Here is a 21,555-nt window from a genome sequence, read left to right on the forward strand (position 1 = left end):
GCGGCCCCTCGAACCTTGCGCGTTCCGGTTCTACCCTTGTCCTATGGGTGACCCGCGTGAGCCTCCGGAGGGTGCGCCCGACGGTGGTTCCGGCAGCGACGACGAGTTCCGGTCCGTCGTCTTCGACGAGTCCTTCGTGCGGGCTGCCCGGATCCAGGAGCTGTCGGCGCGCGAGCGGCTGGCCGGTACGGACCGGGCGATCCGGACGCGCATCGGGCTGGGCCCGTTCGGGACGCTGCCCCGGCAGGCGGTGGCCCTGCTGCTGGTGGTGCTGCTGGCCTTCGCCGCGGCCGTGTACTTCGGGGTCAGTGCGCCGCACCGGCAGGCCTCGCCGCCGTTCGGCCACCAGCTGACCACCGGCCTGGTGGCGCTCGGCCCGGCGGCGCCGGTCGCCGCGGTGCCGGATCCCGCGCACCCGTTCGCGGCGCTGCCCGCCGGCTACGCGGAGGGGGCGGCCGGTCTCGCACTGCCTGCGGGGAGCGCGACCGCGCACTTCACGCGCACGGAGGTCGGCCGGGCGCTGTCCGTCGTGCACCGGTACCTGGTGGCGTCCGCGCTGGCCCCGGCCACGCTGGTGCGGAGCGGGTCGGCGGAGGCGCGGGCCCTGCTCACCCCGGGCGAGCAGGGGCAGTACGACGAGAGCATCCGGCATCCGCTGGACGACCGGCACCATGCGGCGACGGGCTGGCTGGTCCGGTTCGACCCGGGGCAGGTGGCGCTGGCGACCGACACGGTGCAGGCGGCCGGCACGGTGCGGATCGGCGAGGCGGGCGGCGACACCCTGGTGATCGACACCGACCACACGTTCGTCTACGCGGTCCGGGCCGCCGGGACGGCGGAGGGGCCGGTCAGCCTGTACACCGTCCGGCGCGACCTGCGGTTCGAGTTCGACCGGCTGGATCTGGGTTCGGACCGGCTGCGGCTGGTCGACGCGGTGGTGCAGGCGGGGCCCACGGCGTGCGGCGCCCCCATGGGCGGCTATCTGCAGCCGTTGCTGGCGGGCGGCGGCGCGGCCGCGGCGGGCGCCGTCGACCCGGGTGACCGCAGCCGTCCGGCCTGGCAGCTGTGCGGGGTGCTCGGGCCGATCACCCGGCCGTGACCGGACGGCCCGGGCACCCCGCGGGGTGCTACTCGGCGGGGCCGGAGCCGTTGCCCTCGTTGCTGCTGCCGTTGGAACCGCCGTTGGTGCCGCCCGACGCGCGTCCGGCGGCGGCGAAGGTGTCGCGCAGCCGTCCGCCGACCGTGCCGACCCCGCCGGCCACGTCGCGGAGCAGGCCCATCAGCGGGTCCTTGGACTCCTTGACCGACTGCGAGTACGAATCGGCGGCGGCCTTCCACTGGGCGCCGACCGAGGCGTCCGGGTCGTCGCCGCGGCGCGGGTAGGCGCCGGCCAGGATCGAACGGTACTCGTCGCTCTCCGCCCACTTCTTCAGCTTGGCGACGCGCACCACGGCGAAGGGGTGGGTCTGCGGCAGCACCTGCAGCAGCTTGAGCACACCGTCACGCAGGTCGCCGGCCCTGTCGTACTCCTCGGCCTGCTCCAGGAAGGCGTCGACGTTCATCTCCGCCAGGTCGTGGCCGCCGGCGAGCTTCATCAGCCCACGCATGGACGCCTGCAGGTCCTGCCCGGCGAGCAGGCCGGCCCGGTCGCAGGAGAGCTCCGCCTTGCGGAACCACTCCTTGAGCGCGGTGATGACGCCCATGATGGCGAGGCTGCCCAGCGGCAGCCAGGCGATCCGGGCGGCGATGTTGGTGAGGATCAGCAGCATCGTCCGGTACACGGCGTGCCCGGACATCGCGTGGCCGACCTCGTGACCGACGACGGCGCGCAGCTCCTCCTCGTCGAGCAGGTCGACGAGGCCGCTGGTGAGCACGATGATCGGCGACTCCATGCCGATGCACATGGCGTTCACGGTCGGGTCCTGCGTGACGTACAGGTCCGGCACCCGGTCGAGGTCGAGCACGTACGCGGCGTCCCGCACCATGGCGTGCAGCTCGGGGAACTGACGCTCCGACGTCTTCACCGCGGTGGCCAGGAACATCAGCCGCACGCTGCGCTCGGAGACGAGCCCGGCCAGCTTCCTGAGCACGTCGTCGAAACCGCTGAGCCTGCGCAGCGCCACGAGCGCCGAGCGGTCCGCCGGGTGCTCCCAGGCCCGGGTGGAGATCTCCGGGAAACGCTGCCGGCGACGGCTCGGGGTGCTGCTGCCGTCCTTGGACATGTCGGTCATGTGTCGAGTACCTCCTGGTGGTCGCCGGCACCGGCTGACAGCCGGCCCCCGCTGCTGTTGGCTCCAACGTCCGTGCGTGCGTACTCGTCCCCGCGCACACGGTACGCCGCCCCGGGGGGCGGTGGAGGGTGTCCGGTACGCCCCGGTCTACGCTGGTCGTCCGGAGCGAGAGGAGCACCGCCGATGTCCCCCGAAACCCTGGCCCACCTGGCCGGACCGATCTCCACCGAGAACGGCCCGGGCCTGTTCCTGCGGATCATCGTGGTCGGCTCCCTCGTGGGTGTCGCCCTGCTGGCGTGGATCCTGCTGCGGGCAGGACGCGACAACTGACGAGCCGGGTGCCTGTCGCGCGGGGCCCGCTACGAGGAATCAGACGCGGTGGGCCGCCGCGCGGTTGCGAGGCGGCCACCCGTACGATGAGGCCGCAGGCCGTACGGCCCGCAGCCTCGTCCGCCCCCGAGCCGAGAAGGTCCTGCCGACCATGAGCACTGCTGCACTGCCCGCCCTGACCCAGCTCGCCGAGGGCGGCAACCACGAGAGCCTCAACCCGTACCTGACCGGCGGCTCCGCACTGTTCATCCTGCTGCTGCTGGCGTTCATCACCACCCGCTTCAACCGCGACCGCTGAGTCGGCCGGGCCGCGGGGGAGCGCCTGCACAGAAGCTGCGCGCTCCCTCCCGCGGACCTCTTCAGGTGGCTTGCGGGGCCGCGACACGCGTCGCGTAAGGTGTGGCGGCATGGGACAGCAGGCCGATTCCGCAGGCACGGGCGGGGCGGGGAAGCGCATCGGCGTCATGGGCGGCACCTTCGACCCGATCCACCACGGGCACCTGGTCGCCGCCAGTGAGGTGGCGAGCGCCTTCCGCCTCGACGAAGTGATCTTCGTGCCGACCGGGCAGCCCTGGCAGAAGTCCGACCGCCGCGTCACCCCCGCCGAGGACCGCTACCTCATGACGGTCATCGCCACCGCGGAGAACCCCCAGTTCTCGGTGAGCCGGATCGACATCGACCGGCAGGGCCCGACCTTCACCGTCGACACCCTGCGCGACCTGCGCGACCTGCACCCCGACGCCGAGCTGTTCTTCATCACCGGCGCCGACGCCCTCGCCCAGATCCTCTCGTGGCGGGACTCCGAGGAACTCTTCGCGCTCGCCCACTTCATCGGATGCACCCGGCCGGGGCACACTCTGTCGGACGCCGGTCTTCCGGCCGGCGGCGTCTCCCTGGTCGAGGTGCCCGCACTGGCCATCTCCTCCACGGACTGCCGCAACCGGGTCGCCAAGGGCGAGCCGGTCTGGTACCTCGTCCCGGACGGCGTGGTCCGTTACATCGACAAGCGGGCGCTCTACGCGCCGGCCCAGCCTTGATCCCGGGAGGGACGGCGTGACCGGAACGGCAGACCGCGGCGGACCGCAGGGGTACCCGTACGACCCGTACGACCCCTACGCCCAGAACGGGCAGGACCCCTACGGGCGGCCCGAGCACTCGCAGCAGGGTTACGCCCACGACGGCCGGGACGGCCACGACGCGTACGGCCACCAGCAGCCCCGCGACCCGTACACGGGCGGCTACCCGCAGGAGCCGTACGCGCAGGAGTCGTACCCGCAGGACCCGTACGGGCAGGTCGCCCACCAGCAGCAGGGCTACCCGCAGCAGGGCTACTACCAGCAGGCGGCCCCGCAGCAGGCGCCCGCGCCGCAGCAGGGCGGGTACCCGCAGGGCTACCAGCAGCAGGGGTACCCGCAGCAGGCCCAGCCGCAGCAGCCGCAGCAGGGTCAGCAGGGTCAGCAGCAGGGCTACTACCAGCAGCAGCCGGTCGGCGGGCAGGACCCGTACGCCGGCCACGGCGGGCAGCAGGCCTACGTCCAGGACCCGTACCAGCAGCCGTCCGTGCCGGTGCAGCCGGTGCGGCAGCCGCCCGTGCCACAGCCGCCGCTGCAGCACGTCGCGCCGGTCGCCGCGCCGCCCCGGCCCCGACCCGCCCCCGCCCCGGCCCCGGCCGCGCAGCCGTCCGAGCAGGTCGGCGGCGGACGCGAGGCCCGCCGGCAGGCCGGCGACCCGAACTACGAGACGGGCGAGTTCACCTTCGTCGACGAGGAGGCGGAGGAGTCCGAGGACGTCATCGACTGGCTGAAGTTCGCCGAGTCGCGCAGCGAGGTGCGGGCCGAACGCCGCCGCAAGCTCCGCAACCGGCTCGTGGCGCTCGCCGTCACGGTCGCCGTGGCGGGCGGCGGCGTCGGCGGCTACGTCTGGTGGACCGGCCGCGACAGCGGCGCCGGAGCGGCCGCCGCGGCAGCCGGCGGCCGGCAGGTCAACGTGGTGCACCTGCGCGACCTCAAGGGCAAGGTCAGCACCGCCCTGCTCGTCGACGACGTCTCCGGGCACAAGGGCACCGTGCTGCTCCTCCCGGACACCCTCAAGCTGCCCGGCGGCGAGAGCGGCACCACCAGCACCGGCACGGCCCTCGACGACCTCGGCCCGTCCGGCACCCGGGAGGGCCTCGCCGCGGTGCTCGGCGCCCCCGTCGCCGGCACCTGGCGCCTCGACACCCCGTACCTGACGCTGCTCGTGGCCCAGCTCGGCGGCATCACCGTGGACACGAACGCCGAGGTGAAGGACGCCGACGGCAAGGTGCTCGCCGCCGCCGGCAAGGGCACCGCGCTGAACGGCCAGGCCGCCGTGGCGTACGCCACCCTGCAGGGCCCGGACGAGGGGCGGGACGTCCAGCTGGCCCGCTTCGGACAGGTCATGGCGGCCGTGCTGCACGCCATGCCCACCGACCTCACCGAGGCCACGGACGACGTGCACCGGATGAACGCGGTACTCGACCCCTCCCTGCCGGAGAAGGCGCTCGCCGGGGTGCTCGCCCAGCTCGCCAAGCAGGCCGACGCCGGCCACCTCGGCACTCAGACGCTGAAGGCCGCCGCCGACGGCACGCTCGACCAGACCGCCGGTCAGCAGGTCAAGGACGTGCTCGGCGGCACCGTGAAGAACGCCACCTCCACCGGCGGCGCCCCCCGGGTCTCCTTCCTGAACGCCTCGGGCACCAATACCGCGGTGGACGCCGCCTCGGTGCAGGCCAAGAACGCGGGCATGGACATCGTGCCCGGCAGCACCAAGCCCGGCACCGCGCAGGCCGCCAGTGAGGTGCGTTACACCGACGACGCCCGCGCCGAGGCCGCCCGCACGCTGGCCGGGGCGCTCGGACTCCAGCCGGAGGCCGCGAAGAAGGTGGCAGGTCCGCAGAGCACCGACCTCGTCGTCGTGCTGGGCAAGGACTACAAGGGCCTGCCCGACGAGGACGACTGACCGCCGCGCCCCCGCGGCCGCCCGGCCCTCCCGCACAGGCCCCCTGCCGTAACCGGCCGGGGGCCCGGGGCGTTCGTGAGATCCTGGTGGGGTAACCACACAGACGAGCCGGAAGAGCACCGTGACTGCCACTGCCCACAGCCAGGAACTGATCAACGTCGCCGCACAGGCGGCGGCGGACAAGCTGGCGCACGACGTCATCGCCTTCGACGTCAGCGACGTCCTGTCGATCACCGACGCCTTCGTCATCGCCTCCGCGGCCAACGACCGCCAGGTGCGGGCGATCGCCGAGGAGATCGAGGACCAGCTGCGCGAGCAGCTCGACGTCAAGCCCGTACGCCGCGAGGGCGAGCGCGAGGGCCGCTGGATCCTCCTCGACTACCTGGACATCGTCGTGCACGTCCAGCACTCCGAGGAGCGCTCCTTCTACTCCCTCGACCGGCTCTGGAAGGACTGCCCCGAGCTGCCGCTGCCCGCCGACGCCGTGGCCACCCGCAACCGCCCCGACGGTGCCCTGACCGACGCCGCCGGCAACGCGACCGCCGGAGACGAGAGCTGAGCCGCGCCGCGCGGGGGCCGCGCATCGTCTTCTGGCGGCACGGCCAGACCGCCTGGAACCTCGAATCCCGGTTCCAGGGGTCCACCGACATCCCGCTCACCGACCAGGGCGTCTTCCAGGCGCAGCGGGCCGCCCGGCTGCTCGCCGGCCTGAAGCCCGACCTCCTGGTCTCCTCCGACCTGCAGCGCGCCGCCCGCACCGCCGCCGAACTGGCCAGGGTGACCGGGCTGGACGTGCAGCACCACGAGGGCCTGCGCGAGACCTACGCCGGGGAGTGGCAGGGCCTCACCAACGCCGAGATCCGGGAGCGGTACGCCGAGGAGTACGAGGCCTGGGCGCAGGGCCACCCGGTGCGCCGCGGCGGCGGCGAGCTGGCGACCGAGGTGGCCGACCGGGCCGTACCGGTGGTGCTGGCCGCGGCCGAGAAGCTGCCCGAGGACGGCACCCTCGTGGTGGTGAGCCACGGCGGGACGATCCGCACCATGATCGGACGGCTGCTCGACATCGACCCGGTGCTGTGGGAGCGGTTCGGCGGCCTGTCGAACTGCTGCTGGTCGGTGCTCGGACAGGGCGCGCGCGGGTGGCGGCTGCTGGAGCACAACGCCGGCACGCTGCCGCAGCCGGTCATCGGCGACGAGACCTGAGCCCGGCCCGGGAGGCGATTTCGCAGTTCCGGGCCGGACCGGCTAGAGTCTTCCTCGTTCGCAGCGAGGAGCGCAGACCGACAGGGAAGCGCCAATCCGGGACTGCGGGGCTGTAGCTCAGTTGGTAGAGCGCTTGCATGGCATGCAAGAGGTCCGGGGTTCGATTCCCCGTAGCTCCACTCCGCACCAGTGGCCGTATCGCGCAGGCCGCACGTGTCGCGGGGCTGTAGCTCAGTTGGTAGAGCGCTTGCATGGCATGCAAGAGGTCCGGGGTTCAATTCCCCGTAGCTCCACAGTGGTTCCGAAGGCCGCCATCCGATCAGGATGGCGGCCTTCGGCGTTCCCGGCGTTCCCTGTGCGTGCGGGACGGCTGCCGCGAGCCCGCCTGTGGGTCCGGAGGGCGGTGCGGGGGGACGCGTGGGGCGCGGGAGGCCGCGCGCAGCCCGCGGAGGGCCCCGGAGGCGGCGCGGCGGGCGCGGCGGGCACGGGGGTCGGGGGCCCGCCCGGTCGGGCCGTGGCGGTCCGTCCCGCGCGGTGCCGTCGGGGCGGCCCCGACGATCGCCGGGCCTGTCGCCGGCGTCCGGGCAGCGGCGGTCCGGGGGTCCTTCCCCGCGCGGCCGTCCCCGGTGCGGCCCTGGTCAGGTCGGTGCGAGCCCGCCGTGGACCGCGGCGGCCCGCCCCGGGGAACTGATTAGGGAGCACCCCCGCGACCGTGTAAAGTGGTCGATGTCGCCGGGGGAAACAGCCGGTGACCACCGCGCGGGGCTGTAGCTCAGTTGGTAGAGCGCTTGCATGGCATGCAAGAGGTCCGGGGTTCAATTCCCCGTAGCTCCACAGGAAGTGAAGGGTCGTCCTCCTCCGGGAGGGCGGCCCTTCCGTCGTTGCGCCGACCGCCTACCCCCGCCCGCGGCCCGCCCGCTACCGTCGGGGTATGGCCGACCTGGTGCGCAAGCGGAACGAAGAGCTCGCCCGGATCCTCCACCAGCTCGGGTGGAGCCCCGAGCGGCTCGCCCGTGAGGTGAACACCGGGCTCCCGCCGGGCCTCGCGATCAGCTCCACCGCGCCCTACAAGTGGCGCGACCGCGGCATGGTGCCGCGCGCCCCGCACGACCAGACCGTCTGCGAGGTGCTCGGCCGGGCCGTCGGCATAGCGGTCACCTACGAGCAGCTGTGGGGCCGCATGGGCAGCGGCCGCGGTGCGAAGGTCCTCTCGCCGCGCCTGCTCACCGACCCGTGGACGGCCGACACCGCCCAGACCGCACTCCGCGAGGCCGGCGCCGACGCGGCACCCGTCCGGCTGACCGACCTCTTCCGCGGCGACGAGCTCGAACAGGCCGCCCGGCACTGGGCGTCCCCGCCGCCCGAGGTCACCGGCGGCTCGGGCGCCCTGCTCGTCGCCCCCGAGCAGCTCGGCGACCTCCGGCTCTCCCACGACAGCAAACGCCGCCTCGAACGCGCCTTCGGCGGCGGCCTGATCCTCGACCCCGCCAAGGCCGAACTCGCCATGGTCGGCAAGCTCCTGGAGCTCGGCGCGTACGACGAGCAGCTCGGCCGACAGCTCTACGGCGCCGCCGGACGCATCGCCCGGCTCGTCGGATGGGCCAACTACGACATGGGCAACGACGCCGCGGCGCAGCGCGCCTTCGTCGCCGCCCTGCGCGCCGCCCACGTCTCCGGCGAACCCCGGCTCGGCGTGAGCGTGGTCGGCTGCCTCGCCGTGCAGGCGACGTACAACTCGGGCGGGCGCGGCCTGGACGCCGTCGCCATGCTCTCCACCGCGCTGCGCGCCGCGGACGAGGTGCTGACCCCGCGTGAACGCGCCCTCCAACTCGGCCGGATCGCCCGCGCCCACGGCCGCAAGGGCGAGCAGATCAGTGCCGAGGCCGTCGCAGAACGCGCCTTCCAGGCCCTCGACGGCGAGGAGGAGCACGTGCAGGAACGCGCCGACCTCGCCGGCATGATCGGCGAGGCGCACCTCTTCCTCGGCGAGTACGAGCGCGCCCAGCGCATGCTGGCCGACGCGGTCGCCGCGCTCCCGCCGGAACGGGCCCGCGCCCGGGCGCTGTTGATGGTGCGCCTCGCCGACGCGTACCGGCGCACCGGCGCCCACGAGGAGGCGGCCCGCACCGCGGACCGGGCCCGGCACCTGGCGTCCGGCATGCAGTCCGCCCGGGTGGCCCGGGCCCTGCGCGACTTCGACGCGGCCTCCCGCGAGCAGGACGGCACCGCCGCGGGCGCCCGCTAGAACCCGCCGCCCCTCGGGCCGGCACCCCGGTGCGCGTACGGGGGAAATGCGCACCGGAGGGCGAGGGCCCTTGCGGTACCCTGAGCCCATGCGAACCGTGCGCCTGCTCCTTAGCCGGCCGCGCTGACGAGGACCGGCCCATGGCCGGAGTCGGCGTGGCGACCCCTCCTGTGAGGGGTTTTTTGCTTTTCGAGGACGGCCCGGGCGCGTCGAGCGCGCGCCGGGTGTACGGCGCAGGTCCGCTGACTGATGACGATGGAGCCCCAAGGACCATGAGCGAGACGACGACCCCTGCTTCCGGCGCGGCCGAGGCCGCCTCCGAGCCCTTCCGCTACGGCGCGGCGCTGGCCGCCGAGATCGAGTCCCGCTGGCAGGACCTGTGGGAGAAGGAGGGGACGTTCAACGCCCCCAACCCGTCCGGCCCGCTGGCCGACGGCGCGGCCGGCGACGTCGCCGCGAAGCCGCACAGCTTCATCATGGACATGTTCCCGTACCCCTCCGGCTCCGGCCTGCACGTCGGCCACCCGCTGGGCTACATCGCCACCGACGTGTACGCCCGCTACCAGCGGATGACCGGGCACAACGTGCTGCACACGCTGGGCTACGACGCGTTCGGCCTGCCCGCCGAGCAGCACGCCGTCGCGACCGGCGAGCACCCCCGCATCACCACCGAGGCGGCCATCGCCAACATGCGCCGCCAGCTGCGGCGCCTGGGCCTGGGCCACGACGCGCGGCGCTCCATCGCCACGATCGACCCGGACTACTACCGCTGGACGCAGTGGATCTTCCTGCAGATCTTCGACTCCTGGTACGACGAGACGGCCGGCCGGGCCCGCCCGATCGCCGAACTGGTCGCGCAGTTCACCGATGGCTCGCGCGAGGTGCCGGGCGGCCGCGCCTGGTCCGAACTGTCCGCGGTCGAGCGCGACGACGTGCTGGGCGAGTACCGGCTGGCGTACTCCAAGGAGGTGCCGGTCAACTGGTGCCCCGGGCTGGGCACGGTGCTGGCCAACGAGGAGGTCACCGCGGACGGCCGCTCCGAGCGCGGCAACTTCCCGGTGTTCAAGTCGAAGCTGCGCCAGTGGATGATGCGCATCACCGCGTACTCCGACCGCCTGATCGCCGACCTGGACCTGCTGGACTGGCCCGAGGCCATCAAGCTGCAGCAGCGCAACTGGATCGGCCGCTCCGAGGGCGCCCGCGTCGACTTCGCCGTCGCCGGCGGCGAGGCGATCACCGTCTTCACCACCCGCCCCGACACGCTGTTCGGCGCCACCTACATGGTGCTGGCCCCCGAGCACGCCCTGGTCGACACCATCGCCCCCGCCGCGTGGCCGGCCGGCGTTCGCGCCGACTGGACGGGCGGCGCCGCCACCCCCGCCGAGGCGATCGCCGCCTACCGCGCCGAGGCCGCCGCCAAGTCCGACGTCGAACGCCAGGTCGACGCCAAGATCAAGACCGGCGTCTTCACCGGCGCGTACGCGACCAACCCGGTGAGCGGCGAGCAGGTGCCCGTCTTCATCGCCGACTACGTACTGATGGGCTACGGCACCGGCGCCATCATGGCCGTGCCCGCCCACGACCACCGCGACTTCGCGTTCGCCCGCGCCTTCGGCCTGCCGATCCGCTGCGTCGTCGAGCCCACCGACGGCCGCGACCAGGACACGTCCGCGTGGGACGACGCCTTCGCCTCCTACGACGCCGCGATCGTCGACTCCGCGCACGGCGACCTGTCGCTGAACGGCCTGGGCGTCGTCGACGCCAAGGCCCGCGTCACCGAGTGGCTGGCCGCCCGCGGCATCGGCGAGGGCACCGTCAACTACCGCCTGCGCGACTGGCTGTTCAGCCGCCAGCGGTACTGGGGCGAGCCCTTCCCGATCGTCTACGGCGAGGACGGCGCCATGCACGCGCTGCCCGAGTCGATGCTGCCCGTCGAGGTGCCGCAGGTCGAGGACTACTCGCCGCACACCTACGACCCGAACGACGCCGCCTCCACCCCGAAGACCCCGCTGTCGCGCAACGCGGACTGGGTCACCGTCGAGCTGGACCTGGGCGACGGTGTGAAGACCTACCGCCGCGAGACCAACACCATGCCCAACTGGGCGGGTTCGTGCTGGTACGAGCTGCGCTACATCGACCCCGTCAACTCCGCGAAGGTCGTCGACCCCGCCAACGAGGCCTACTGGATGGGCCCGACGGCCGACAAGCCGGCCGGCGGCGTCGACCTGTACGTCGGCGGTGCCGAGCACGCGGTGCTGCACCTGCTGTACGCCCGCTTCTGGCACAAGGTGCTGCACGACCTGGGCCACGTCTCCTCGGTCGAGCCGTTCCACAAGCTGTTCAACCAGGGCATGATCACCGCCGACGTCTACCGCGACGAGCGGGGCTTCCCGGTGCCCGCCGCCGAGGTCGAGGAGATCGACGGCGCCTTCTTCTGGGAGGGCGAGCAGGTCCGCCGCGAGGCGGGCAAGATGGGCAAGTCCCTGAAGAACGCCATCGCCCCCGACGAGTTCGCCGACCAGTACGGCGCCGACACGCTGCGCCTGTACGAGATGTCGATGGGCCCGCTGGACGTCTCCCGCCCCTGGGACGACCGCGCCGTCGTCGGCTCGTACCGCTTCCTGCAGCGCCTGTGGCGCAACATCGTCTCCGAGGCCACCGGTGAGCTGGTCGTCACCGACGACGAGCCCGACGAGGCCACCCTGCGCGCCCTGCACAAGGCCATCGACGGCATCCGCGGCGACATGGCCGGCCTGCGGTTCAACACGGCCGTCGCCAAGGCCATCGAGCTGAACAACTTCCTGGTCAAGCGCGGCTCCACCCCGCGGCCGATCGCCGAGCAGATCGTCCTGCTGATCGCCCCGCTGGCCCCGCACGTCGCCGAGGAGCTGTGGCACCGCCTGGGCCACGCCGACTCGCTGGCCTTCGCCGACTACCCGGTGGCCGACCCGGCCTACGTCGTCGACGAGACCGTCACCTGCGTCGTGCAGATCAAGGGCAAGGTCAAGGCCCGCCTGGAGGTCGCGCCCGACATCTCCGACGCCGACCTGGAGGTTCTGGCCCTGGCCGAGCCGCTGATCGTCGCCGCCATCGGCGACGCACCGGTGCGCAAGGTCATCGCGCGGGCCCCGAAGCTGGTCAACATCGTCACCGGCTGACGCCCGCAGCGGCCGCCCCGCGCGGACGGCTGCCGCGGACCGCACGACGGGCCGGGCGCTCCCCTGGGGGTGCCCGGCCTGTCGGCCGTTCTGCGGCGGTGCGGTGCGGTGTGGTGTGGGCCGGTGCGGTTCTGCGGCGGTGCGGTGCGGGCCGGTGTGGTGTGGTTCTGCGCCGCCCCGCGGCCCCGATCAAGCCCTGAGAGGTCCCTGAGCTCACCCTGATCTCTGCCGTCCGCAGGCCGCGGAGGCTCCGCACCGGGCGCCCCGGAGGCTACGGTGGAGGTTCCAGGGCGGCCGCGCGGGCCGCACCGGCGACCGGGCCCCGGCGGGCACCGGGGAAGTGGGGTAGGGATGGACGCGCTCGGCGTGGTGATCGCCCTGGTAGTGCTGTTCGTCGTGGCGGGTGCCGTCATGGCCGTGGTCGGCACGGTCAAGGCCGCGAAGGCCGTCGCGGCCAAGGTGGAACGGCACGAGGCCCAAGCCCGGCGCGCCGTCGAGAACGCCGCCCTGCGGGCCAAGTCCTTTGCCAAGCCCGGCTCGCAGGGGCAGCTCGCCTCCGCCCGCCTGTCGCTGCGCACCTCGCTCGACGCGACCCGGCAGGTGCTCGAAGCCGGCGTGGCCGAGGACTCCCAGCTCTCCGAGTCCCTCCAGCTGCTGGCCCGCCTCGACGCGCACGCCGTCGAACTCGACCGCGAGATGCGCGCCCTGGAACGCGAGCCGGACCCCGGCCGCGTCGTCGCCCGGCTGCCCGAGCTGAAGGAGCGTGCCGGGCGGATCACCCACTCCGCGGAGGCCATGCGCTGGGCCGCCCAGGACCGGATGCGGCGCTTCGCCGACGACGAACTGGCCAGGCTCGGCCGGGAGTGCGAGGACGAGGCCGGTGCGCTCCGGCACTGGGACCGCGTCGCGGGCCCGGACACGGCTTCGGGAGCCGCGTCTGCCGCGTCGGCCGCGTCCGCAGCCGGGGACGGGCCGAAGGGGCTCGGCACCGGCGGACGCCTGCGGGCCGAGGACGTCCTCGGGCTCGGCGAGCCGCTGAACCGGCTGGCCGACCGCTTGCGCAAGCCGCACGCGGGTGGTGCGTAGACAGGCACCACCGGACATCCCCTCCGCACCGGCCGCCCTGTCGGAAGGTGGCGCGGCGTCAGGCCCGGTGCCAGGCCTGGTGCCAGGACCGGCGCCAGGACCGGCGCCAGGACGGTGCGGTCCGCTCGGCGGCGGCGCGTCCCTGCCGACCGGCGGGGGCGGCCCCCGGGACCCGGGGCGGCGCACGGCCGTCCGGGGGAGGGCGGCCGCTGTCATCTGCGCCGGGCGCGGAGTAACCTCCGGCTCATGCCCGGCCACCTCGCCCTCGTCACCGATTCCACGGCCTACCTCCCCCAGGACGCCGTCGACCGGCACCGGATCGAGGTAGTGCCCCTCAGCGTCGCCGTCGGGGACGAGGTCCTCACCGAAGGTGTCGAGATCTCACCGAAGGACGTCGCCGAGGCCCTGCGGGCCAAGCGGCGGGTGACGACGTCCCGTCCCAGCCCCGAGACCTTCGCCGGCGCCTACCGCGCAGCGGCCGAGGCCGGGGCCACCGGAGTCGTGTCGGTGCACCTGTCGTCCGAGCTCTCGGGCACGTACGAGGCGGCCGTGCTGGCCGCCGCGGAGGCGGACATCCCGGTCGAGGTCGTCGACAGCCGCCTGGTCGGCATGGCGCTCGGCCACTGCGTCCTGACGGCCGCCCAGGCTGCGGAGGCCGGACTCGGCCCGGCCGAGGCCGCGGCGGCCGCCGTCCGCCGGTCCGCCGCCTGCAGCGGCTTCTTCTACGTCGACACCCTCGAACACCTGCGGCGCGGCGGCCGGATCGGCGCCGCCCGGGCCCTGGTCGGTTCGGCCCTCGCCGTCAAGCCGCTGCTCCACCTCTCGGGCGGCCGCATCGAACCGCTGGAGAAGGTGCGCACGGCCTCCCGCGCGATCGCCCGGCTGGAGGAGATCGCGGTGGAACGCGCGGGTGACGCGGAGGTGGACATCGCCGTCCACCACCTGGCCGCCGCCGAACGCGCCGAACCGCTCGCCGAACGCCTGCGGCAGCGCGTGCCCGGCCTCCGCGACCTGTACGTGGGCGAGGTCGGCGCCGTCATCGGTGCGCACGTCGGCCCCGGACTGCTGGCGGTGGTGGTCTCGCCGCGCTGCTGAGCGGCGGCCGACGGGTTCCCTCCTGCACGGTTCTCACCCGTTCGGACGCGGTTCTCACCCGCCCGGGTGACACGCGTTGTCCACAGGGCCGAGTTGTCCACAGGCGGATCGCGATGCCCGAGGGCGGCCGGGGCGGATCCGTACCGTCCTCGGCATGAGGACGATCATCCCGGGCGCCGCACGGCGCCGAGAGACCACCGAGACGGTCCGGCGCAGGCTGGCCGTCCTGCTCACCTCCGCCCTGCGCGGCAGCCCCGCTGCTGCTGACGGCCGCCCCTTCAGACCGCCGCCGGACACGTCCGACGGCGGTGCGGCACCCGGCAGTGCCGGGCCGACCGCCCAGCGTCCGCAGGGGCCGGGCAGCAGCGGCCGTCCGGGCACGGGCGACGGCCGACCGCCGCCCGCCCCACCACGCGTGCGGAGGTCCGTGCGCGGCCGCCGCCACGTCCGGGACGGCCCGCCGGCCACGCACGGTGCCGGGCCGCCGCCCGACCTCGGCTCGCCGTTCGGCGAGGCCACCGCTCCCGGGCCGGCCGACGTCCCGCGGTCGGCCCAGGCACGACGACTCGCCTTCGCCCTTCCGCCCGGCCTCAGCCTCGACCGGCGGGCGGCCCTCGGCCTCGCCGCTCTGCTCCTGCTCGCCGTCGGCTACGCCGTCCAGCACTTCTGGCTGAACCGGCCCGAAGCGGTGGCCGTCCCGGCCTCGGTGGGCAGCAGCGCACCGGCGGCCACCCACGGCACCACCGGCCCGCCCGGCTCACCGGCCCCCACCGTCGTCGTGGACGTCGCGGGGAAGGTCGAACACCCGGGCCTCCGCACCCTCCCCACCGGATCCCGGGTGGCCGACGCCCTGCGCGCCGCCGGGGGAGCCCTGGCCGGTACGGACACCGACGGGCTCAACCTCGCCCGCGTGCTCAGCGACGGCGAACAGATCCTCGTCGGCGCCCCTGCGGGCCAGGCCGTCACGGCCCCCGGCCGGGCAGCCCTGGTCAGCCTCAACCAGGCGACCGCGGCCCAACTGGACACCCTGCCCGGGGTCGGCCCGACGCTGGCGCAGCGGATCCTCCTGTACCGCCAGGAGCACGGGCCGTTCCGCTCGATCGACCAGCTCAGACAGGTGCCTGGCATCGGTGAGAAGAAGTTCTCCGAGATCAGGAGCCTGCTCACGCTCTGACGGCCCGGGCCCCGGCCGGCCCGGCCCTGCGGTCGCACATCCCTGCTGCGCACCCCTGGTCCGCGAGCCCGCTACGACACGAGTCGCTTACGACACGAGTCGCTTACGGCGCGAGCCGAGAGTTCGACGCGAGCCCCGACTCCGACGGAGGGAACGACCATGACGACCACCCGCACCCGTACCGCGAGCCCCGCATGGTCGGCGCGCCCGGAGCGGCGCGACCACGCCCCGCCCGACCCCGGTGAGCCCCGGCCCGATCTGCGCCTGCTGGTGCCCGCCCTCACGGCGTGGGCGGTGACCTCGGCCGTCCTCGGCGTGGCACCACGGCACCAGCCGCTGCTCGTCGCCGCCGCGCTGCTGGCCACGGGCACGGCCGTCCTGCTGCTTCGGCGGCCCGCGGACCGCCCCGCGGGCGTACGCCGGCTGCCGGCCCGCACGCTGCCCCTGACGGCCGCCGTCCTCCTCACCGCGGCGGCGGCCACCCTGACCACTGTCCTGCACACCGCGGACCTCCACCGGGGGCCGGTCCCGGAGCTGGCCCGGCCGCTGCCTCCGCCGTCACCCGCCCACGGCTCTGCCACGCCGTCACCGCCGTCACCGCCGTCGACCCAGGCCCCGGCCGTCCGGCTGTCGGTCGACCTCACCGTCGCCGGCGACCCGACGGCCCAGACCGGCCGGGTGCGCGGCACCGTCCCCGGCCAGACCACGGTGACCTTCGACGCCGTCGTGGAGCGCGTCCGCTTCCCGGGCGAGCCCGACCGGCCCGCCGTCACCGTCCACACCCCCGTGCAGGTCGTCGTCCGCGCCCCGGACATCGCCCCGTGGCAGGCGCTCGTACCGTCGACCAGGGTCGCTGCGGACGTCACCCTTCCCGCCATCGGGACAGCGGCCCGCCCGGACAGCGCGGCGCGCCTCACCGTCCACGGACCGCCCCGGCAGCTGTCCGGGCCGAACCTGCCGCAGCAGGCCGCAGCCCGGCTCCGCGCCGGGCTCCGCACGGCGGCCGACCACCTCCCGCCGGACACCCGTGGGCTGCTCCCCGGCCTGGTCGTCGGCGACACCTCCAGGCTCCCCGACGACCTCCGCGAGGCATTCCGCGCCACCGACCTCGGCCATTTGACCTCGGTCAGCGGCGCGAACCTCGCCATCGTGATGGCCGTCCTGATCGGCGCACCACGCCGACCCGGTGAGGCCGGCCGCGGCGGCCTGGCCGGCCTCCTCGGACTCCGAACCCGCACGACCGTCCTCTGCGGCGCCGCCCTCACGCTGGCCTTCGTCACCGTGTGCCGTCCGGAACCCAGCGTCCTCCGGGCCGCCGCCACCGGCCTCATCGGTCTGCTGGCCCTCGCCACCGGCCGCCCCCGGCAGGGCGTCCCGGCCCTGTCCGGTGCCGTGCTGCTGCTGGTCCTCCTCGATCCCCAGCTCTCCCGCTCCTACGGCTTCCTGCTGTCCACGCTCGCCACCGCGGGCCTGCTCACCCTCGCGCCGCGCTGGGCCGACGCCCTCCGCCGCCGCGGCTGGCCCGGCTTCCTCGCCACCGCCGTCGCGGCCACCGCCGCCGCCCAGGCGTGCTGTGCACCCGTCACCATCCTGCTCGCGCCCCGGGTCAGCCTGGTGGCCGTCCCCTGCAACCTGCTCGCCGAGGCGGCCGTCGCCCCCGCCACCCTGCTCGGCTTCGCCGCCCTCGCCGTGGCCCCGGTGGCACCGTCCGCAGCCCGGCTGCTCGTCGACCTCGCGGCGCTGCCCACCGGCTGGCTGGCGGCCGTCGCCCGCCACGGCGCGGCCCTGCCGGGCGCGCTGTTCGGCTGGCCCACCGGGCCCACCGGCGCCGCGCTGCTCGCCGGCGTCACGCTCGCCCTCTGCTGGGCACTCCCGCCGCTCCTGGCCGCCGGCCGCACCGCCCCGCTACGGGCCAGGGCAGCTCTGGCGGTGGGCGTCGCCCTGGTGCTCGGCGCCGTGCTGCTGCGCCCACCCGCCCTGGTCCGGATCGCCACCGGCTGGCCGCCGCCCGGCTGGCGACTCGCGATGTGCGACGTCGGCCAGGGCGACATGACGGTGCTTCCGGTCGCCCCACGGACCGCCGTGGTCGTGGACGCCGGGCCCGATCCCGCGGCCGCCGACGCCTGCCTGCGCCGCCTGGGCGTCACCCGCATCCCGCTGCTGATCCTCAGCCACTTCCACGCCGACCACGTCGAGGGTGTGCCCGGCGTCGTGCGCGGGCGGAGCGTCGGGGCACTCCAGGTGACGCTCCTCGGCTCGCCTCCGGGCGAACAGGCCCGCGTGCTGCGCTGGGCGAGCGCCGCCCGCATCCCGGTGCTCCGCGCCGACCGCGGCGAGCACCGGACGGCCGGCCCGGCGCTGTCCTGGGACGTGCTCTGGCCGGACGACACGCTCGGCCCGGCCACCCCGGGGGCGAACAACGCCAGCATCGCCCTGATCGCCACCGTCGGGCCGCCCGGCGACAGGCTGCGGATGGCCCTGCTGGGCGACCTCGAACCACCGGCCCAGGCCGCCCTGCTCAGGGCGGGTCCACCACCCGCCCGCGTCGACATCCTCAAGGTGGCGCACCACGGCTCGGCCCACCAGGACTGGGAGCTGGCCGGTGCGCTCCACCCGCGGCTCGCCCTCATCTCGTGCGGCCGGCAGAACCCGTACGGCCATCCGGCGGCCCGGACGGTGGACCGGCTCACCGCGCTCGGGGCGACCGTCCTGCGGACCGACCGGGCCGGGGACATCGCCGTCGTGGGCGGCCCGGACCGGCTCGGGGTCGCCACGGGACGGCATGAGTGAGACCCGCCCCGGCCCCGTCCCTGCCTGGGACCGGGCCCGCCCCGGGTGCGCGGTGAGGAGTCAGTCCTCCTCCCGCCATCCCTCCTGCGCGCGGGCCACCGCGTCGAGTTCGGCGAGCTGCGCAGCCGTCCAGCCGTCCTCCGGCGGTTCCACGACGAGCAGCCACTGGGCGTCCTCGGCGTCGTCCTCCCCGGCGAGCGCGTCGCGCACCAGCTCGGGGTCGTCGAGATCGGGGAAGCGGGTCGCCAGTTCCTCCAGCACCTCCTCGGCGGCATCGCGGTCGGGCAGGACGAGCAGTTGGCGGGTGAGGTTCTCGGTCACGGCACCATTCTCCAACCGCCCCTGCGGCGTTACGGTCCGGGGGTGTCCGCGGCCCGTGCGATCCTGGTACGCGATGGCCAGGAAGAGTGCACCCGACGACCTGCTCGCCCCGCTGACCCTCGCGGTCGGCCAGGAGGAGCTGCTGCTCGACCGCGCGGTGGCCGAGGTGGTGGCGGCCGCACGGGCGGCCGACCCGGACACCGACGTGCGGGACCTCGCCCCCGGGGCGCTGCAGCCCGGAAGCCTCGCCGAGCTGACCACGCCCTCCCTCTTCGCCGAGCGCAAGGTGATCGTCGTCCGCGCCGCGCAGGACCTCTCCGCGGAGTCGGTCAAGGAGGTCAAGGCGTACCTCGACGCGCCGGTGGAGGAGGTCATCATGATCCTCGTGCACGCCGGCGGGGCCAAGGGCAAGGGCCTGCTGGACGCGGCGAAGAAGGCCGGCGGCCGCGAGGTTCTGTGCGCCAAGCTCACGAAAGCCGGCGACAAGCTCGCCTTCGTGCGCAACGAGTTCCGGCAGCTGGGCAGGGCGGCCGGGCAGGAGGCGTGCCAGGCGCTCCTCGACGCGCTCGGCAGCGACCTCCGCGAGCTCGCCGCCGCCTGCAGCCAGCTCACCGCCGACGTCGAGGGCACCATCGACGAGGCCGCCGTGGCCCGCTACTACAGCGGCCGTGCCGAGGCCACCGGCTTCGAGGTCGCCGACCTCGCGGTCACGGGCCGCGCCGCCGAGGCGCTGGAACGGCTGCGCTGGGCCCTGGCGGTCGGGCAGCCGCCCACCGGCATCACCTACGCGCTCGCCTCGGGCGTACGGAGCATCGGCCGCCTGGCGACGGCGGGACGCTCCATGCGTCCGGCCGATCTCGCCCGGGAGCTGGGCATGCCGCCGTGGAAGGTCGACCGGGTGCGCCAGCAGATGCGCGGCTGGACGGGCGACGGCGTCGCGGCCGCCCTCACGGCCGTCGCGCAGGCGGACGCCGCGGTCAAGGGCGGTTCCGACGACCCGGCGTACGCGCTGGAGCGGGCGGTCGTCGCCGTCGCCCGCGCGGCCCGTTCCGGGTCCCGCTCGTACTGAGCCGCCTGCCCGGCCGACCCCGACACTCTGACCCCGTCCCCGTCCCCGTCCCCGTCCCCGCCCCAGACCCCGAACGCCCGGTCCCGGCGGAGGTGGAGTCAGCCGTCGAGCGCGTGCATCAGGTCGCGGCCGTCGATGACGAGGGCCTGCCGGATCTGCTCCCGGTCCGGCGCGCTCGTCTTGCCGTCCTGGAACGACCCGGACCAGCTCAGGTAGTACGTCAGCCCCCGGTCGCGGACGTACAGCACGTGCGTGATGTAGTGCCATGTCGCGTCGGAGGTGCTCGGGTCGTCCAGGTAACCGAGGTAGGCGTCCTGGCCCAGGTCCGGCACCGAGGTGATCTGGTACTTCCGCTGCAGGAGCCCGGCCCGCTGAGCCTCGAACTCCGGCTGCGGGTCGGTGGCCTTGTGCAACTGCGCCTGGATGTACAGCGAGACGTAGTCGGTGTCGGCCCCGGTCTTCTTCAGGTACTGGCTGCAGTACATGTCGTCGAGCGCGGGATGCCGCGTCGCGTAGTGGTAGGGCTTGCCGTACTCCGAGGGGTAGAGCTGCCCGAAGGTCGTGAGCGGTGCCGTCGCGCAGATGTCGTCGACGAGCCGGTACGGCCCGGCACCCGGCGCGGGACGGCCGGTGGCCACCAGTTGCGGCACGGTCAGCACCGCGGTGGCCCACACGGCGGAGGCGGCCAGCACTCCGCCCACGCCCCACAGCAGGCCGCGCGCCCGTCCGGACCGGCCGGTGCCGGGCCCGCCGCCCGTGCCGGGTGCCGGGCCGTCGCTGACGGTTCCGCCGTGTCCCGGCGTCGGGACCTGACCCGGTGTCGGCAACTGCCCCGGGACCATCCCCGCTCCCGCTCCCGCTACGGGTACCGGGACGTGTCCGTGTCCGGTGCGGGGGTCGGTCGGCGGCCTGCCCGGGCCACCGTTGCCGAGGTGGCCGGCCGGTCCGGTCCCGGTGAGCGGTCCCGGCCCGTAACCACCGGGCACCGGACCGGGGCCGTACCCGGTCGGCGCTGCGCCTCGGGCCGGTGCCGTATGCGGGGGTGGCGGCGTGGGTGTCGACATCGGAGCCCCCAAGTGGCCGTCCGGCGGAGTGGTAGCACCGAACCATACCGGTGAAGGCGCCATGACAGAGAGTCACAGGATAATCGGCCGAGGTCACCGCCTCTCCGGGCCGGCCGCCCGGCCCGGTCCTGAGCCGGCCCCCACCGTGAGCCGCCCCACCGTGCACCGTGCGGCGGGACGGGCCGGAAACGCCGACTGCCCGCCCGGTCGAGACCGGGCGGGCAGTCGGCGGGGCGCCTGTGATCAGGCGCTCCGGTGGTGCTGTGTACCGCACCCGCGTGGCGAACGCAGGCCGCGTGCGGTACGGAGTCGAGCGTCTCGGGGCTCCGGGTAGAGGGCCGGTGCTGCTCCGAGAAGGGGTGGACGGCGGGCGCGGGTAGAGGGCCGCTGCCGAGCCGTCCGGTCCGGGCCGGGCCCGGGGGTCGTCACCGGGATCGGTGCCGACGTGTCACCGTCGATCAGACGGTGGCGTTGACCTGCTTGGTGATCGCCGACTTCTTGTTGGCGGCCTGGTTCTTGTGGATGACGCCCTTGCTGACGGCCTTGTCGAGAGCCTTGGAGGCCTCGCGGGCCAGCACGGTGGCCTTGGCGGAGTCGCCGGAAGCGGCGGCCTCGCGGGCCTTGCGGAGCGCGGTCTTCAGCGAGGACTTGACGGCCTTGTTGCGCAGGCGCGCCTTCTCGTTGGTCTTGTTGCGCTTGATCTGGGACTTGATGTTCGCCACGAAGAGCCTCAGTCTGTCTTGATCGGTCTTGACGGGTTGCACCCCAGGGTCCCGTGACCTGCTGAGAGGGCATGCCGAAGGCGGGGTG

Annotated in this window: 18 protein-coding genes and 3 tRNA genes; 17 read left to right on the top strand and 4 right to left on the bottom strand. The window is 74.6% G+C overall.

Annotated elements, in window-relative coordinates:
* Positions 1–43: 43 nt before the first annotated feature.
* A complete protein-coding gene (locus OG335_RS25020) occupies positions 44–1,099 on the top strand; it encodes a hypothetical protein (protein WP_405013352.1) in 1,056 nt (351 codons plus the stop codon).
* Between the two features lie 28 nt (positions 1,100–1,127).
* Here OG335_RS25020 and OG335_RS25025 read toward each other — a convergent pair whose 3' ends face one another.
* Positions 1,128–2,231 (bottom strand): M48 family metallopeptidase, encoded by a 1,104-nt coding sequence (locus tag OG335_RS25025; RefSeq protein ID WP_405013353.1) that lies wholly within the window; start codon positions 2,229–2,231, stop codon positions 1,128–1,130.
* 183 nt (positions 2,232–2,414) lie between these two features.
* Between OG335_RS25025 and OG335_RS25030 the strand changes: the two genes are divergently transcribed.
* From OG335_RS25030 to OG335_RS25100, 15 genes are all read left to right on the top strand, one after another.
* Positions 2,415–2,561, top strand: a complete 147-nt coding sequence (locus tag OG335_RS25030) for a hypothetical protein (protein ID WP_405013354.1) — start codon at positions 2,415–2,417, stop codon at positions 2,559–2,561.
* Between the two features lie 151 nt (positions 2,562–2,712).
* Positions 2,713–2,859, top strand: a complete 147-nt coding sequence (locus tag OG335_RS25035) for a hypothetical protein (protein ID WP_405013355.1) — start codon at positions 2,713–2,715, stop codon at positions 2,857–2,859.
* A gap of 109 nt (positions 2,860–2,968) precedes the next feature.
* Entirely contained in the window at positions 2,969–3,598 is a 630-nt protein-coding gene (gene nadD, locus OG335_RS25040; protein WP_405013356.1) for a nicotinate-nucleotide adenylyltransferase, read from the top strand.
* A 16-nt stretch (positions 3,599–3,614) separates the two neighbouring features.
* Positions 3,615–5,540 (top strand): LCP family protein, encoded by a 1,926-nt coding sequence (locus tag OG335_RS25045; protein ID WP_405013357.1) that lies wholly within the window; start codon positions 3,615–3,617, stop codon positions 5,538–5,540.
* 121 nt (positions 5,541–5,661) lie between these two features.
* Positions 5,662–6,099 (top strand): ribosome silencing factor, encoded by a 438-nt coding sequence (gene rsfS / locus OG335_RS25050; RefSeq protein WP_405013358.1) that lies wholly within the window; start codon positions 5,662–5,664, stop codon positions 6,097–6,099.
* Entirely contained in the window at positions 6,096–6,743 is a 648-nt protein-coding gene (locus tag OG335_RS25055; RefSeq protein ID WP_405015519.1) for a histidine phosphatase family protein, read from the top strand. Before rsfS ends, OG335_RS25055 begins: the two co-directional genes overlap by 4 nt.
* Before the next feature lie 106 nt (positions 6,744–6,849).
* Positions 6,850–6,922: transfer RNA gene (locus tag OG335_RS25060), tRNA-Ala, on the top strand.
* 41 nt (positions 6,923–6,963) lie between these two features.
* Positions 6,964–7,036, top strand: a tRNA-Ala gene (locus tag OG335_RS25065).
* Between the two features lie 468 nt (positions 7,037–7,504).
* Positions 7,505–7,577, top strand: a tRNA-Ala gene (locus OG335_RS25070).
* Between the two features lie 97 nt (positions 7,578–7,674).
* Complete coding sequence (locus OG335_RS25075; protein ID WP_405013359.1) at positions 7,675–8,988, top strand: hypothetical protein; 1,314 nt, start codon at positions 7,675–7,677, stop codon at positions 8,986–8,988.
* Between the two features lie 272 nt (positions 8,989–9,260).
* Positions 9,261–12,146: a leucine--tRNA ligase gene (gene leuS / locus OG335_RS25080; protein ID WP_405013360.1), complete on the top strand. Its 2,886-nt coding sequence runs from the start codon at positions 9,261–9,263 to the stop codon at positions 12,144–12,146.
* A 351-nt stretch (positions 12,147–12,497) separates the two neighbouring features.
* A complete protein-coding gene (locus OG335_RS25085; protein WP_405013361.1) occupies positions 12,498–13,232 on the top strand; it encodes a hypothetical protein in 735 nt (244 codons plus the stop codon).
* Between the two features lie 246 nt (positions 13,233–13,478).
* Positions 13,479–14,327 carry a DegV family protein gene (locus tag OG335_RS25090; protein ID WP_405013362.1) on the top strand — a complete coding sequence of 283 codons (849 nt, stop codon included), beginning with the start codon at positions 13,479–13,481 and terminating at the stop codon, positions 14,325–14,327.
* Positions 14,328–14,481: 154 nt separating this feature from the next.
* Entirely contained in the window at positions 14,482–15,501 is a 1,020-nt protein-coding gene (locus OG335_RS25095) for a ComEA family DNA-binding protein (protein ID WP_405013363.1), read from the top strand.
* Between the two features lie 159 nt (positions 15,502–15,660).
* Positions 15,661–18,291, top strand: coding sequence for a ComEC/Rec2 family competence protein (locus OG335_RS25100; RefSeq protein ID WP_405013364.1), 2,631 nt, complete (start codon positions 15,661–15,663; stop codon positions 18,289–18,291).
* Positions 18,292–18,351: 60 nt separating this feature from the next.
* Here OG335_RS25100 and OG335_RS25105 read toward each other — a convergent pair whose 3' ends face one another.
* Positions 18,352–18,588 carry a hypothetical protein gene (locus OG335_RS25105; protein ID WP_405015520.1) on the bottom strand — a complete coding sequence of 79 codons (237 nt, stop codon included), beginning with the start codon at positions 18,586–18,588 and terminating at the stop codon, positions 18,352–18,354.
* A 97-nt stretch (positions 18,589–18,685) separates the two neighbouring features.
* Here OG335_RS25105 and holA point away from each other — a divergent pair, with 97 nt between their 5' ends.
* The gene (holA, locus tag OG335_RS25110) at positions 18,686–19,681 is read left to right on the top strand and encodes a DNA polymerase III subunit delta (protein WP_405013365.1); all 996 of its coding nucleotides are present in this window, start codon (positions 18,686–18,688) and stop codon (positions 19,679–19,681) included.
* A gap of 98 nt (positions 19,682–19,779) precedes the next feature.
* Here the strand turns inward: holA and OG335_RS25115 are convergent, their stop codons facing one another.
* Positions 19,780–20,382: a hypothetical protein gene (locus tag OG335_RS25115; protein WP_405013366.1), complete on the bottom strand. Its 603-nt coding sequence runs from the start codon at positions 20,380–20,382 to the stop codon at positions 19,780–19,782.
* A gap of 821 nt (positions 20,383–21,203) precedes the next feature.
* Positions 21,204–21,467: a 30S ribosomal protein S20 gene (gene rpsT / locus OG335_RS25120; protein WP_405013367.1), complete on the bottom strand. Its 264-nt coding sequence runs from the start codon at positions 21,465–21,467 to the stop codon at positions 21,204–21,206.
* Between the last annotated feature and the right edge of the window lie 88 nt (positions 21,468–21,555).

Source organism: Kitasatospora sp. NBC_01539 (genome assembly GCF_045040525.1).
Lineage (GTDB): Bacteria > Actinomycetota > Actinomycetes > Streptomycetales > Streptomycetaceae > Kitasatospora.